Genomic DNA, 14,643 nt, shown 5'->3' with positions numbered 1-14,643 from the left:
GGAGGGGGCAGGCTGGGGTCATGACTTCGGTACTGGTACTGGGCGGCACCAACTTCGTGGGAGCCGCCCTGATCGACGAGGCCCTGCGGCGCGACTGGCGGGTGAGCGCCCTGCACCGGGGCAACCGCCCCACCCCCGAGGGGGTGACCGACCTGCTGGGTGACCGCACCACCCCGGAGGGGCTGGCGGCCCTGGGCAACGGCGAGTGGGACCTGGTGGCCGACACCTGGTCGCTGGCGCCCCGGGTGGTGCGGGACAGCGCCCGGGCCCTGGCGGGGCGGGCGGGCCACTACGCCTACGTGTCCAGCTGCTCGGTGTACGGCCTGCCCTGCCCACCCGGACAGGACGAGGGCGGGACGGTGGTCGAGGGCTCCCCGGACGCGGAGGCGGTCGACTACGCCTCGGACAAGCGGGGCGCCGAACTGGCCGTGGCCGAGGCCTTCGGGGAACGGGGCGTGTACGCCCGGGCCGGGCTGATCCTCGGTCCCCGGGAGAACGTGGGCCGGCTGCCGTGGTGGCTGCGCCGGCTCGCCCGGGGCGGAGTGGTGCCCGCCCCCGGCCCCCGGGACCTGCCCCTGCAGTACGTGGACGCCCGGGACCTGGCCGCCTGGACGTGGGACGCCGCCGCCCGGGGGCTCACCGGCCCGTACAACCTGGTCTCCCGACCGGGCCACACCACCATGGGCGAGTTGCTGGACACCGCGCTCGGGGTGACCGGCGACCGGGCCACCCTCCGCTGGGTCAGCCCCGAGCAGGTGGCCCGGGCCGGGGTGGAGCCGTGGAGCCAGCTGCCGATCTGGCTGCCCCCGGGCGAACTGCACGACAGCCTCCAGCGGTTGGACGTGGAACGGGCGCACGCCACCGGTCTGCGCTGCCGCCCGGTGGCGGAGACGGTGGCCGACACCTGGCGGTGGCTCGCCGAGTGGGGGGACGCTCCCCTGGTGGGCCCCCGGGCCGTGCGGCACGGGACGAGCCCGGACCAGGAGCGGAGGTTGCTGGAAGTGGCCGAGGCCGGCGAGTGAGCCCGGCCGGGTGATGAGAGGCTGTGCGCATCCTCGACGGCAAGGAGTGCGTACGGTGTCCGAGCTGATCCCCTCCCTGGCCCCCGGCCATCCCGCCGCCTCCACCGAGGCACTGCGCTTCGGTGAACGCCGGCTGACCCACGGCCAGTTGGCCTCGGCCGCCGGTGGGCTGGCCGCCCGTCTGCGGGGGGCGGAGCGGGTGGCGGTCTGGGCCACCCCCACCCTGGAGACGGCGCTGGCGGTGGTGGCCTGCCTGGTGGCCGGGGTACCGGCGGTTCCGGTCAACCCCCGGGTGGGCGCACGGGAGTTGGAGCACATCGTCGCCGACAGCGCGCCCTCCCTGGTGCTGGCCGCCGAGGGGGACGAACTGCCCGAGGGGCTGGCCGCGCTGCCCCGGGTCACGGTCACCGTTGATTCCGAGGCCGATCCCGGGGGCGAACCGGCGGGCCCCGTACCGGAGCATCCGGCCGAGGCGGCGGCCCTGATCGTCTACACCTCCGGCACCACCGGCCCGCCCAAGGGGGTGCTGCTGCCGCGCCGTGCCGTGGCCAACTGTCTGGACGCGCTGGCGGTGGCCTGGGGCTGGACCGACCAGGACCAACTGGTGCACGCCCTACCGCTGTTCCATGTGCACGGGCTGGTACTGGGCATCCTCGGCCCACTGCGGCACGGGTCCCGGGTGTGGCACCTGGGCCGCTTCTCCCCCGCCGCGGTCGCCGAGGCCCTGTCGGCCGGCGGGACCATGCTGTTCGGGGTGCCGACCATGTACCACCGGCTGGCCGAGGCGGCGGACGAGGAACCGGGGGTGGCCGAGGCACTGCGCCGGGCACGCCTGCTGGTGTCCGGGTCGGCCGCCCTGCCCCGACCGGTGCACCAGCGCATCCAGCGGGCGACCGGGCAGTGGGTGATCGAGCGGTACGGGATGACCGAGACGCTGATGAACACCAGCGTCCGGCTCTCGGGCCCGCACCGCCCCGGCACGGTGGGCACCCCCCTGGACGGGGTGGAGATCCGGCTGGTGGAGGAGGACGGCTCGGTCATCGACTCCTGGGACGGCCGGACCGTCGGCGAGGTGCAGGTGCGCGGCAACCAGCTGTTCACCGGCTACCTCAACCGCCCGGAGACCACCGCCTCCTCCTTCGACGGCGACTGGTTCCGCACCGGCGACATGGGGGTCCGGGACGAGGACGGGCAACTCCGGCTGGTGGGACGCAAGTCCACCGACCTGATCAAGAGCGGCGGCTACAAGATCGGCGCCGGAGAGATCGAGAACGTCCTGCTGGACCACCCCGAGGTGGCCGAGGCGGCGGTGACCGGCGAACCGGACGAGGACCTGGGCGAGCGGATCGTGGCCTGGATCGTGCCCCGGGATCCCGGACAGCCGCCCGGCCAGGAGGAGTTGGCCGACCACGTGGCCAGGGAACTGGCCCCGCACAAGAGGCCGCGCCGGGTACGGCTGCGCGAGGGGCTGCCCCGCAACGACATGGGCAAGGTACTCAAGCGGGAACTGTCGTGAACCCACGCCGCACCGCCCGCGCCTGGCTGGCCGAAGTCGCCACCGACTTCACCGGCTTGACCGCCCCTCACCTTCCCCAGCCGCCCGACGGCCCCCTGGGCTGGCCCGGCTACGACGACCAGCGGGCCCGGGCCGAGGAACGCACCGGGGAACCGGAGTCGGTGGTCTGCGGCCGTGGACGGGTGGGCGGCGTACCGGTGGTGCTGCTGTCCTTCGAGTTCGGCTACCTCGGCGGATCGCTGGGCGAACGCACCGGGGCACGGATCGAGGCGGCGCACCAGGTGGCGCGGCGGCACCGGCTGCCGGTGGTGTCCCTGCTGGCCACCGGCGGCAGCCGGATGCAGGAGGGCACCCGGGCACTGTCCCAACTCCAGCTGGTGGCACGGGAGTCGGCGCGCACCCGCCGCGCCGGACTGCCCCAGCTGGCCGTGCTACGGGACCCCACCACCGGTGGCGGCTGGGCCACCCTGGGCGCGGGAGCGGACGTGGTCCTCGCCCTCTCGGGCGCCCAGGTGGGGTTCGCCGGGTCACGGGTACGGCCGGCCGACGCCGACCCGGTGGCGTACTCGGCGGAGGGGCAGTGGGCGGCCGGGCAGGTCGACGCGGTACTGCCGGACCGGGAGTTGCCCGAGGCTCTCGGCCGCTGGCTGCGGCTGCTCACCCGCCCCTCGGAGAGTGCCCCCGAACCGCCGCGCGCCCTGTCCGGCGCCGACCTCGGCCCGCCCGAGGACGGCTGGGAGGCGGTGACCCGGGCCCGTTCCCCCCGGCGTCCGGGCGCCCTGGCCTACCTGGAGGACTACTTCGACCGGCGCGAGGAGATCCACGGCGACCGCTCGGGCGGGGTGGACGCGGGTATGCGCTGCGGCTTCGGTGAACGGAACGGCGCCACCGTGGCGTTCGCCGCCCAGTGCGGTACCGCGACCAGACCGGCCGGCTACCGCTGCGCCGCCCGACTGGTACGGCTGGCCGACCGGTTGGGCGTACCGGTACTCACCCTGGTGGACACCCCGGGGGCGGCCAACGACGCCCGCGCGGAACGCGAGGGGGCCGGGGCCGCGCTGGCCGAGTGCTTCGAGGCGATGGCTTCCGCCGAGGTACCGATGACCAGCCTGCTGGTCGGCGAGGGCGGCTCCGGCGGGGCCCTGGCCCTCTGCGCACCGGGCCGGCTGTGGGCCACCCCGGACAGCTACTTCTCGGTGATCGCCCCGGAGGCGGCCGGCGCCATCCTGAAACTGGACCCCGGCCGACTGCGCGAGACCGCCGACCGGCTACGGCTGCGCCCCCAGGACCTGGTGGAACTGGGCGTGGCCCAGGGCGTGGTGACCCCCGGCTGAGCCCCAGCCCCGCCGGGGCGCAGGCCCCGAGAAGCGGCCGGGCGGGGCGTGGGCGAGCCCCGAGCGGGGCCGGCCGGCCCACATCCCGGCCGACCGATCCCCCGTCCCGACGCCACAGGTCACGAGGGCGGGTCGGGAACACGTTCACGAACCTCGGCGACACCCCGGGAAGGCGGCCAGAAGCTGACCCCTCGGCGGGTCCGCGACCGGTGGTCGGGCCACCCATGACACCCGGCGCCATGCGGCCACCTCGACCACCACGACGAGCCGTTGACCAGGCGCCCACCCCTCCGGGCAAACCGGCACCACAGTCACGAACACGGACCGGGAACACGGGCAGCAGCACGGCCGACGAACACCGGCGACGCCCAGGAAGGCTGCCAGGAACCGCCCCGAGAGCGAGTACGCGACCGGTGGTGGTCCGAGCCCTCAGGGGGCTAGCCGGCGGGTCCGCGACCCCACCGACCACTACGGCGAGCCCCGTGGACAGACGCCCGTACGTCCGGGCAACCCGGCGTAGCGCCGCTTCCGACGCGGACATCCGAGCCCGACCTCTTCGGGGCGGGCGGGGACGGTCACCGTCGCCCGCCTGGGCAGCCACCCCGAGCTTGCCGATCGGCGTACGTCGACCGTCCCGGGCGGTCACCGCCCACCCACACGGGCAGAGGACTCGTGGGCGAGGCGCCCAAGCGCGAACTGTCACGGCCCCGCACCGCCCGCGCCTGGCTGACCGAAGTGGCCACCGACTGCATTGAGTTGACCACCCCTCCCCCAACCGCCCGACGGCCCCCCGGGCCGGCCCGGCTACGACGACCAGCGGGGCCGGGCCGAGGAACCTGCCGACGAGACAGAGAACGTTCTGCCGGACTCCCTGCGACCTGGTCGACGGACGGCAGGGGGCCGTCCTCACGGGCGCAGCCCGGACAGCGGGTCAGGTGGAGGGGGCGCCCGCACCCACGGGCACGTCACCTCGCACGGCGGTTCGCCCCCGCTCGCGCCAGGAAGGCGCGCCCCAGGGGGCGTTCAGTCCTCGCCGTTCCCGGGTTGCTCCAGCCGCGCCAACCGTGCCGTCGCGTCGTCGGCGAAGCGGGCGAGGAGACGGAGGAGGTCGTCGCGGTCGCCCTGGGGCCAGCCGTCGAGGACCTCGGCGAACCAGCCCAGGAGGGAGGCCACGTAGCGGCGGGCCGTCTGGTCGCCGGTCTCCGTCAGCTCGATGGGGCGGGCCCGGCGGTCGTGGGGGTCGTCGACGCGTCGCACGAGGTGGCGCCTTTCCAGGGCCTGCACCTGGCGGGTGATGTGGGGGCCCACCACCTGCATACGTTCGGCGATCCCCCCGATGCGGAGGGGTTCGCCGGCGGCCAGCAGGGTCACGAGCACGCCCACGGCGGGGCGGTCGAGGGAGGGGTCGGCCGCCTGGGCGGCGCGGTCGACGAGGCGGCCCTTGTTGAGCGCGGAGCTGAGTCGCGTGAGCCGGGGCAGGATCGCGAGCAGGTCCTCGGAGGAGAGGTCGGGCGCGGGTTCCCCGGGGGACTCGGGGCTCATGGCACCTCCATTTGCATACCTGAGTTAGGTATCTATATCGTTCGGAGCGTAGCCACGGCACCAGGGGTGCCGTACGGCCTCATAAAGGATACCTAAGGTACGTATCTTTGCCGTCCTCCGGGGCGTGCGACGTACCGACTCCATGCCGGGCCCGCCCGGTGGAAAGGTGCCATTCCCATGACGCACAGGACGTCCAGGCCCACCAACCGTCGCGTACTGATCTCCGGGGCGAGCATCGCCGGCCCCACACTCGCGTACTGGCTCGACCGGTACGGCTTCGAGGTGACCGTCGTCGAGAAGGCCCCCGCCGTACGCGGTGGCGGCTACGCGATCGACATCCGCGGCACGGCACGGGCGGTCGTGGACCGCATGGGTCTGCTGCCCAGGCTGCGCGAGGCACACGTGGACACCCGGCGGATCACCTTCCTCGACGCGGCCGGGGACACCGTCGGCGCGGTGCGGCCCGAGCAGATGTCCGGCGGGGAGAGCGGACAGGACCTCGAAGTCCGACGCGGCGACCTGGCCGACGCCCTCCACGCACCGCTACGGGACCGGGTCGAGTTCCTCTTCGACGACTCGATCGCCTCGCTGGACGACGACGGAGACGCCGTACACGTCGTCCTGGAGAGCGGCATCCGCCGCACCGTCGACCTCGTGATCGGTGCGGACGGGCTGCACTCGAACACGCGCCGACTGCGCTTCGGCCCCGAGGAGCCCTTCCACCGCTACCTCGGGCACGTCTTCGCGGGCTTCACCCTGCCGAACGAACTCGGGCTCTCCCACGAGGCGTTCATCTGGAACGAGCCGGGACGCGCGGCCGTGCTGTACGCCTACGAACCCTCCGAGCCCGTCCACGGGTTCCTCACCTTCGTCCGTGACACCCCGCCCCTCGACGCGTTCCGCGACCCGCGCGCCCAACGCGACCTGGTCGCCTCGCGGTTCCCCGAGCGGGTCTGGCAGGTACCCCGGCTGGTGTCGGCGATGCGGGAGGCCGACGACCTGTTCTTCGACATCGTGAGCCAGATCCACCTGCCCACCTGGTCCCGGGGCCGTGTCGCGCTGGCGGGCGACGCCGCACACGCCACGTCCTTCCTCTCCGGCCAGGGATCGAGCGTCGCGCTCGTCGGCGCGTACGTCCTGGCCGGAGAACTCGCCGCGCACCCGGACCACACCGAGGCCTTCGCGGCCTACGAGCGCCGTACGCGCCCCTTCGCCGAACGCAACCAGGCCCTGGCCACCAGCGGCGGCACCGTCGTCACCCCCACGACCCGCGCGCAACTGGACGCCCGCAACGCGCTGCTGCGCGACCCGGGGGCGATGGAGAAGGAGACGGCGACGGCGGGAGCCGTCGAAGGACGGGCGGCCCACTCGTCCCTGACACTCCCGGACTATCCGGTGGCGGTCTGAGGCCGGCCCGCGCGAAGCGCCTCGGGGAGCGAGCCCCCTCCGGGCCGCGCCCCACCGGTGGCCCCTCCACACAGCGGGGGCGGAGCGGTGGGACCCCACGAGCGACTACCCGGGGCGACCCGGGTAGTCGAGAGGGCCGGGCGCCTCACCCACCCCCGGGGGCACCGACCCGACAGGAGCCCCGGGGGGGGCGCCCGCCCGGTCCGGCTCCTGACAACCATTCGGCGCCGAGGGGCGTGGCCGGCACACCCGGGTGCCGGGACCGGGTCAGTCGCCCAGCTCCTCGTCCTCCAACAGCCCCGCGTCATGGGCCAGCAGGGCGATCTGCACCCGGTTGTTGAGCCCCAACTTGGCCAGGATGCGCGACACATGGGTCTTCACCGTGGGGACGCCCATGTACAGCTCGGCGGAGATCTGGGCGTTGGAGTGGCCCCGGCCGACCGCGAGGGCGACCTCCAACTCCCGTTCGGCCAACTGCTCCAGGCGTTCCCGGGCCCGCTTGCGCCGCAGGTCCCGACCGGAGTCGGCGACATGGGCGATCAGCTTCTGGGCGATCACCGGCGACAGGGCCGGCTCCCCGGCCGCCACCGCCCGTACCGCCTGCACGATCTGGCCGGGCGGGGTGTCCTTCAGCAGGAAGCCGGCGGCGCCCGCCCGCAGGGCGCGCAGCACCTGCTCGTCGGCGTGGAAGGTGGTGAGCATCAGCACCTCGGGCGGGTCGGCGCGAGCCCGGAGCCGCTCGGTGGCGGCCAGTCCGTCGACGCCGGGCATACGGATGTCCATCAGCACCACACCGGGCCGACAGCGGTCGACGAGCGCGGGCACCTCGTGTCCGTCGGCCGCCTCGCCGACGACCTCCATGTCCTCCGCCCCGCCCAGCATCAGCCGGAGCCCCGCGCGTACCAGCGGGTCGTCGTCCACCAGCAGTACGCGGATACTCATCGCCACCCCTTCTGTGGTCCGGGCACGGGCGGTGCGCCGTCGGTGAATCTACCCGCAGGGTCCGCCCCTCGGCCCACCGGAGGGACGCCGCGGCGGTGGCCGCGCCGACCTCCGTACGGCGGAGGGCTCAGCCGTGGTCGAGGCCCTCGGGGGCGAGGCCGAGGCCGCGCAGCCAGGCGAGCTGTTCCTCGCTCTGGGCCTGGGCGCCGCCCTCGTGGTCGCCGAAGCGCCAGACCCGCATGTCCTTGGGGCCCCGGTAGTGGTTGTAGGCGGCGTACACGGTCGAGGGCGGGCAGACCGGGTCCATCAGTCCGACGCTGAACAGGGCGGGGGCGGTGGCCCGACGGGCGAAGTGGACGCCGTCGAAGTAGTCCAGGGTCTCGAAGACCGGGTCGGGGTCGGTGCGGGTGTGGGAACCGAGGTACTCCGCGATCTCCGGGTACGGCCCTCCGGTCGCCAGGTCGGCGCCCCGGCGGATGTGGCACAGGAACGGCACGTCGACCATGGCGGCGCTGACCGCGTCCCCGGCGAGGGCGGTGACGGCCAGGGCCAGTCCCCCGCCCTGGCTGTTGCCGACCACCGAGACCCGGCCGGGGTCGACGGCCGGGTGTTCCCGCAGGGCCTCCACGGCCCGTACGCAGTCGGCCATCAGACGGCGGTAGTAGTGGTGCTCGGGGTCGTCGATGCCCCGGGTGAGGTAGCCGTGGACGTTGTGGGTGCCGGGTACCGGGTCGGGGTCGGGGGTGTCGTGGCCCTGCCCCCGGCTGTCGACGACCAGGTGGGCGTAGCCGGCGGCGCTCCACAGCAGCCGTTCCAGGTGCAGGCCCCGTCCGCCGCCGTAACCGATGTACTGCACCACGGCCGGCAGGGGCCCCTTCGCTCCCCGGGGCAGCAGCAGCCAGCCGGCGACGGGTTGCCCGGCCCAGCCGGGGAAGCGCACGTCGTAGACCTCGACGGTGCGCAGCGGTGACTGGTCCAGTCGCCGGTAGCGGGCGGGCTCCTCGGCCTGCGCGCGGGAGGTGTCCAGGGTTCGCTGCCAGAAGGCGTCGAAGTCCCTGGGCTCGTCCAGTTTGGGCTGGTAGTCGCGCAGCTGTTCCAGGGGCATGTCGGTCAGGGGCATACGACACCTTCCGGCGTGGGGGGAGCTGTGCCGACCGCGCGGTGTCGGGCGAGCGGCTGGCGTTCCGGTACGCGGCGGCGCGGGGTTCCCGGCCGGCCCGTGCCAGTGAATGGTACGGATGCCCCATGGAGTGGTGCGCGCAGGGGTTGACGGCCGGATGGTTCTCGGCACCCGGGGCGGAGGCGGCCCGGATGGTGTTCCAGCGGGGGCTGGCCGCGCTCTACCTGGTGGCGTTCTGGTGCGCCCGGACGCAGTTCCGGGCCCTGCTGGGGACGCGCGGGATGCTGCCGGTGCCGGAGTTCGTCCGTGGGGTGCGGTTCGCCCGGGCCCCCAGCCTGTTCCACTGGCACTACTCGGACCGCGCGTTCGCCGCCGTGTGCGGGGTCGGGCTGGTGGTGTCGCTGGGCCTGCTGCTGGGGGGCGGGGACCGGGTGCCGCTGGGGGTGTCGATGGCGGGGTGGCTGCTGCTGTGGGCGCTGTACCTGTCGATCGTCAACGTGGGGCAGGTCTGGTACGCCTTCGGGTGGGAGTCGCTGTTGCTGGAGGCCGGGTTCCTGGCCGTCTTCCTGGGCAACGCGGACACCGCTCCCCCGGTGCTGGTGCTGTGGCTGCTGTGGTGGTTGCTGTTCCGGGTGGAGTTCGGCGCCGGGCTGATCAAGTGGCGCGGTGACCGGTGTTGGCGGGAGCTGACCTGCCTGTACTACCACCACGAGACGCAGCCGATGCCGGGCCCGCTGAGCTGGTACTTCCACCGGCTGCCGGCACCGCTGCACCGGGCGGAGGTACTGGGCAACCATGTGGCTCAACTCCTGGTGCCGCCGGCCCTGTTCCTGCCTCAGCCGGTCGCCTCGGTGGCCGCCGGGATCATGATCGTCACCCAGCTGTGGCTGGTGGCCTCGGGCAACTTCGCCTGGCTGAACTGGCTGACCCTGCTCCTGGCGTTCACCGCCCTGGACACCTCCGCCTGGGCCGGCGACCGGGCCCACCCGCCCACCCCGGACTGGTTCGCCCTGCTGGTGTACGGGCTGACCGCGACCGTGCTGGTCCTCAGCTACCGCCCGGTGCGCAACCTGCTGAGCCCCCGGCAGCGGATGAACCGCTCCTTCGACGCCCTGCGCCTGGTCAACAGCTACGGGGCCTTCGGCAGCGTGACCCGGGTGCGCCGGGAGATCGTGATCGAGGGCACCGACGACCCCGAGCCGGGCGAGGACACCGTCTGGCGGGAGTACGAGTTCCGGGGCAAGCCGGGTGATCCGGCCCGCCGGCCACGCCAGTTCGCCCCCTACCACCTGCGGCTGGACTGGCTGATGTGGTTCGCCGCGCTCTCCCCCGCGTACGGGAGCGGCTGGTTCCCGGCGCTGGTGCGGCGGCTGCTGGCCGGTGACCCGGACACCCTGCGCCTGCTGCGGGTCAACCCCTTCCCCGACGCCCCGCCGGCGCGGGTGCGGGCCCTGCTGTACCGGTACCGCTTCACCACCCGGGCCGAACGGCGCGAGCGCGGCACCTGGTGGGACCGCACCCTGGTGCGGGTCCACCTGCCGCCGACCGGTCCCGGCCAGGACTGAACGCGCCCCCGGGACACTCCCGACGCTCCCCGACCCGGCCGGCCCGGGGCCCTACGGTGTGGCCGGTGAGCGCCTCCCGCCCCGACCCTCCCGCCGCCGAACGGCACGCCCGCCGCGCCCTGCTGTGGGACCTGGCCCTGGCCGTCCTGGGGGTGGGCCTGTTCACCCTGGCCGTGGTGGAGGGCCGGTCCCTGCGCGAGGGCGAGGACCAGGTACGGCTGCGCTGGCCCCCGCTGTACGGCTACTGGCTCCCCCACACCGGTCCCGGCACCCCGCTGGCCCTGGCCTGCGCCGGACTCGCCCTGGTCTACGGGCCCCGGCTGGCCCGCTCGCTGCCCTGGCGCGGGCTGCTGTACGGCGGCTGGGCCGCCTCCCTGGCGTGGAGCGGCTCGCTGGCCCTGGTGGACGGCTGGGAACGCGGGGTCACCCGCCGGCTGACCACCCGCTACGAGTACCTCAACGCGGTGGACGAGGTGCACTCCCTGGGCGGCTTCCTCTCCGGCTTCGTGGACCGGATCCCCAAGGGCGCCCCGGACAGCTGGCCCGCCCACGTCTCCGGCCACCCCCCGGGCGCGCTGCTGACCTTCGTCGGGCTGGACCGGATCGGGCTTTCCGGGGGCGGCTGGGCGGCGGGCTGGTGCCTGCTGCTGGGCTCCTCGGCGGTGGTCGCCGTACTGGTGACCCTGCGGGCGCTGGCCGGGGAGCGGCTGGCGCGCACCGCCGCCCCGTTCGTGGTGCTGGCGCCCTGGGTGGTGTGGATGGGGGTGTCGGCGGACGGCTACTTCGCGGCGGTCGCCGCCTGGGGCCTGGCCCTGCTGGCCCTGGCGCTGCGCGGCGGAGTACGCCACCCCCGGCTGACCGCCCTCGGGGCGGGGCTGGTCTGGGGCTGGATGTGCTACCTGTCGTACGGGCTGGCCCTGTTCGCCCTGCTGGCCCTGGCGGTACTGCTGGCCACCCGGCGCCTCTGGCCCGTTCCCTGGGTGCTGCTGGGCCTGGCCTGCTGGGTGGTGGCCTTCACCCTGGGCGGCTTCTGGTGGGGTGAGGGCTACCGGGCCCTGGTGGAGCGGTACTACGACGGAGCGGCCGGCGTCCGCTCGTACGGCTACTTCGTGTGGGCCAACCTGGCCGTTCAGCTGGCCGTGGTCGGGCTGGCCACCCTCGCCGGGCTCCGCCGGGGTCTGGCGCGGCTCCCGGCCGCCGTACGGGAGTGGGGGCGCGGGCCCCTGCGCGGTACCTCCGCCCTGGTGGTGCTGGTGACCGCCGCCGTGCTGACCGTGCTGGTGGCCGACCTGTCGGGGATGAGCAAGGCCGAGACCGAACGCATCTGGCTGCCCTTCTCCCTGTGGCTGCTGCCGGCCTGCGCGCTGCTGCCCGACCGGGCGGCACGCTGGTGGCTGGCGCTCCAGGCGGTGACCGCGCTGACGGTCAACCACCTGCTGGTGACCGGCTGGTGAGCCGGTGCCCGGCGTCTGGCTCGCTGCGTGGTCACGGGACGTCGCCGCCGCCGGCCTCCGCGTCGGAGTCCTCCTCCGCCCGGCTCTGGCTGCCAGGTCTTCCAGGTCTTCCAGCGCACGACACCAGAACGCGCTCACCGCTCTCCCACGATCCGAACGACACACCCCCGGGGTGAGCGGTCAGCCCCGCCCCCGCGCCTCCAGAGCCGTGAACCGCCGCCCTCGTACAGCCCACTCCGCCCGCACCCGCCACCGCCGCGTCCCGGCGCAGCGCCGCAGGGCCGAGGGGCCCACCCGCGCCCAGGGGAAGGTGGGCCCCTGCCGTCCCTCGCCGTCGTCGACCCGGACCCGTAGCCGCTCCTCCACCTCCTCGCGGGAGGTCTCCACCATCAACAGGCCCTGTTCCACCAGGAGTTGGCGTACCCGTTCCAGCAGGGCGGCCGGGTCACCGCCGATCCCGATGTTGCCGTCCAGCAGCAGGGCGCTGCCCCAGCGCCCCTCGGCGGGCAGCGGTTCGAAGACCGAGCGCCGCAGCGCCGTACCCCCGGTGCTGCGGGTACGGACCACCGCCTCCGGGGAGGTGTCGATGCCCAGCACCGGGTTGCCCATCTCGGTCAGCGCGGTGGTGATCCGGCCGGGCCCGCAACCGATGTCCAGCACCGCGCCCACGCAGTGGCGCAGCACCGTGTGGTCGGCCACGTCCGCCGCCGCACACCAGCGCTCCACCTCCAGCGGGATCAGCAGTCCGTCGGGGTGCCGCAGGAACAACGGGCCCCGACCGGCGCGCAGGGCCCGGGCGTAGGGCCCGGAACACCAGTGCGTCTCGGTCGGGGCGGCCATCAGGCCCCCACCGGTCTGAGCGTCGCGTGCACGGCGGCGAACTCCCCGGAGGCCACCTCGGCGATCCGGTCCGCGTCCCGTGCGGTGTCCATGTCGCGCAGTACCGGCAGGGCCCCCACCCGCAGGCCGGCCCGACACAGCCGGCGCCGCTGCTCCCGTCCGGTGACCCCGGAGGACATCGGTACCCCCGGCACCAGTTCGGGTGCCCGGCCCGGCTCCGGCAGCCCCAGCACCCAGAAGCCGCCGTCCTCGGCCATCCCCATCCAGGCGCGACCGTGCCAGTCCCCGCCCAGCGCGGGCTCCAGGTGGCGGGCGGTCAGCTGCGGGGTGTCCATACCGACCAGCAGGGTGGGCCCCTGGCAGAGGGTGAAGGCGTGGGCGATCCGTACGTCCAACCCGCCGTCGCACTGCGGGAACACCTCGAAACCCTCCGGCAGCCAGGGCCCGGGCTCACCGCTGAGCGCCAACACCCTGCGGCTGACCGGCAGTCGGGCCACGGTCCGCAGGGTGTCGGTGAGCGCCGCCTCCGCCAGCCGGGCCGCCTGCCCGGGGGTGTACGGCGGGGTGAGCCGGGTCTTCGCCCGGCCGGGTACCGGCTCCTTGGCGAGCACCAGCATCGTCAGCTCCGGTACGGAGGCACTCATCCCAGCGTTCATCGCGGCGTTCATCCGGGCGTTCATCGCAACACCGCCCTCATGTCGGTCACCGCGTGCCAGGTGCCCCGCCAGGTACCGGTCACCTTGGACACCCCGCTCCGTGGCCGGTAGTCGACCTCCTCCTCCCGGACGCGCCAGCCGGCGTCCGCCGCCCGCACCACCATCTGGAGGGGGTAACCGCTCCGGCGGTCGGTGAGCCCCAGTTCCAGCAGCTCCTGACGGCGGGCCACCCGCAGTGGCCCCAGGTCCCTCAGCCGCACCCCGGTACGCCGGCGCAGCATCCGGGCCAGCGCCAGGTTCCCCACCCGGGCGTGCACCGGCCAGGCCCCCCGGGCCGTGGGGCGCCTGCGGGCCAGCACCAGGTCCGCCTCCCCCTCCTCCACCGGTCGGGCGATACGGGGCACCTCCCCGGGGTCCAGGGAGGCGTCACAGTCACAGAAGGCGACCAGCTCGGCGGTCGCGGCCAGCAGTCCGGCGTGGCAGGCCGCGCCGAACCCCCGCCGTTCCTCGGTCACCACCGTCGCCCCCAGCCCCCGGGCCAGCTCCGCCGACCCGTCCGTGGACCCGTTGTCCACCACCACGGCACGCCATCCGTCGGGCACCCGCCCCAACACCCAGGGCAGTGCCTCCGCCTCGTCCAGGCAGGGCAGCACGATGTCCCCTCGCGCGGCTCGGAAGTCGTACACCTGGGCACCTCACCAAGGCAGGGGTCACGTTTCCGGCTTCCTCCCTCTACGAAAAGCGGAGTCAGCCACTCCCGCCACCCGAGCGGTACGGCCGGTGGCCCTCTCTCCCGCCAACCACCGCCACTGGTCAGTACTGCGACGAGCAGGACATGGGGCACGCCGGCACCGCCGGCACCGCGACGAGAGCCAGGTGATCGGGCACGGCCCCAACAAATGCGGGCGTGCGACCCCTCTCCCTCGGGGCCAGCGTGGTCCGAAGTCACTCCTTCTCCGCGTCCGTGCCGTTCGGCTGACGAGGCGTCCCATCGGTGGTGCCGACACCACAGTGGTCTCGCCCCGCACCTCCCACCGTTGCGATCCTCAACCGCCCCCCTACTGACGGTATTTGATGGAGTACGTTCTGTTTAACCCCTCCGTTACTTCGGCAAGGGGCATACATCCGGCATGTTGCGCCTCTCGTAGGCCTCGACAGTGCGGCGAAGGGCGGTGGGAACGTGGGACCGTAATCCCTCCGTACGGCCCCGGAAGTGCCCACGTCATCGTTCGTGCGTGGCTCCCC

At 74.2% G+C, this 14,643-nt stretch carries 12 protein-coding genes; 6 read left to right on the top strand and 6 right to left on the bottom strand.

All coding sequences use genetic code 11. The annotated features are described in order from the left end of the window. Positions 1-20 precede the first annotated feature (20 nt). From ABZT14_RS18665 to ABZT14_RS18655, 3 genes are read left to right on the top strand one after another with little or no spacing between them, the layout of a single operon-like run. Entirely contained in the window at positions 21-1,022 is a 1,002-nt protein-coding gene (locus ABZT14_RS18665; RefSeq protein ID WP_356303737.1) for an NAD-dependent epimerase/dehydratase family protein, read from the top strand. A 55-nt stretch (positions 1,023-1,077) separates the two neighbouring features. Then, the gene (locus ABZT14_RS18660) at positions 1,078-2,538 is read left to right on the top strand and encodes an acyl-CoA synthetase (protein WP_356303733.1); all 1,461 of its coding nucleotides are present in this window, start codon (positions 1,078-1,080) and stop codon (positions 2,536-2,538) included. Beyond that, on the top strand, positions 2,535-3,872 hold the full coding sequence (locus tag ABZT14_RS18655; RefSeq protein WP_356303730.1) for a carboxyl transferase domain-containing protein: 1,338 nt from the start codon (positions 2,535-2,537) through the stop codon (positions 3,870-3,872). Before ABZT14_RS18660 ends, ABZT14_RS18655 begins: the two co-directional genes overlap by 4 nt. A gap of 1,023 nt (positions 3,873-4,895) precedes the next feature. Here the strand turns inward: ABZT14_RS18655 and ABZT14_RS18650 are convergent. Then, positions 4,896-5,414 (bottom strand): MarR family winged helix-turn-helix transcriptional regulator, encoded by a 519-nt coding sequence (locus ABZT14_RS18650; RefSeq protein WP_356303727.1) that lies wholly within the window; start codon positions 5,412-5,414, stop codon positions 4,896-4,898. Positions 5,415-5,591: 177 nt separating this feature from the next. Between ABZT14_RS18650 and ABZT14_RS18645 the strand changes: the two genes are divergently transcribed. Then, entirely contained in the window at positions 5,592-6,821 is a 1,230-nt protein-coding gene (locus ABZT14_RS18645; protein WP_356303724.1) for an FAD-dependent monooxygenase, read from the top strand. Between the two features lie 267 nt (positions 6,822-7,088). On the opposite strand, the gene ABZT14_RS18640 is transcribed toward ABZT14_RS18645, so the two are convergent. Both ABZT14_RS18640 and ABZT14_RS18635 read right to left on the bottom strand, forming a co-directional pair. Beyond that, positions 7,089-7,763 carry a response regulator transcription factor gene (locus tag ABZT14_RS18640; protein WP_356303721.1) on the bottom strand — a complete coding sequence of 225 codons (675 nt, stop codon included), beginning with the start codon at positions 7,761-7,763 and terminating at the stop codon, positions 7,089-7,091. 127 nt (positions 7,764-7,890) lie between these two features. Further along, a complete protein-coding gene (locus ABZT14_RS18635) occupies positions 7,891-8,883 on the bottom strand; it encodes an alpha/beta fold hydrolase (RefSeq protein WP_356303718.1) in 993 nt (330 codons plus the stop codon). A 125-nt stretch (positions 8,884-9,008) separates the two neighbouring features. Between ABZT14_RS18635 and ABZT14_RS18630 the strand changes: the two genes are divergently transcribed. Together ABZT14_RS18630 and ABZT14_RS18625 are read left to right on the top strand one after the other, a co-directional pair. After that, on the top strand, positions 9,009-10,448 hold the full coding sequence (locus ABZT14_RS18630; protein ID WP_356303715.1) for a lipase maturation factor family protein: 1,440 nt from the start codon (positions 9,009-9,011) through the stop codon (positions 10,446-10,448). Positions 10,449-10,513: 65 nt separating this feature from the next. Next, positions 10,514-11,902 (top strand): hypothetical protein, encoded by a 1,389-nt coding sequence (locus ABZT14_RS18625; RefSeq protein WP_356303712.1) that lies wholly within the window; start codon positions 10,514-10,516, stop codon positions 11,900-11,902. A 180-nt stretch (positions 11,903-12,082) separates the two neighbouring features. Here ABZT14_RS18625 and ABZT14_RS18620 read toward each other — a convergent pair whose 3' ends face one another. From ABZT14_RS18620 to ABZT14_RS18610, 3 genes are read right to left on the bottom strand one after another with little or no spacing between them, the layout of a single operon-like run. Continuing rightward, entirely contained in the window at positions 12,083-12,742 is a 660-nt protein-coding gene (locus tag ABZT14_RS18620) for a class I SAM-dependent methyltransferase (protein ID WP_356303709.1), read from the bottom strand. Further along, positions 12,742-13,422: a DUF2064 domain-containing protein gene (locus ABZT14_RS18615; protein ID WP_356303706.1), complete on the bottom strand. Its 681-nt coding sequence runs from the start codon at positions 13,420-13,422 to the stop codon at positions 12,742-12,744. The genes ABZT14_RS18620 and ABZT14_RS18615 overlap by 1 nt, the downstream gene beginning before the upstream one ends. Then, positions 13,419-14,084: a glycosyltransferase family 2 protein gene (locus ABZT14_RS18610; RefSeq protein ID WP_356303703.1), complete on the bottom strand. Its 666-nt coding sequence runs from the start codon at positions 14,082-14,084 to the stop codon at positions 13,419-13,421. The genes ABZT14_RS18615 and ABZT14_RS18610 overlap by 4 nt, the downstream gene beginning before the upstream one ends. Positions 14,085-14,643: the final 559 nt, after the last annotated feature.

The organism is Streptomyces sp. NPDC005438, assembly GCF_040606315.1.
GTDB lineage: Bacteria > Actinomycetota > Actinomycetes > Streptomycetales > Streptomycetaceae > Streptomyces.
This window is presented reverse-complemented; position numbering and strand designations above follow the sequence as displayed.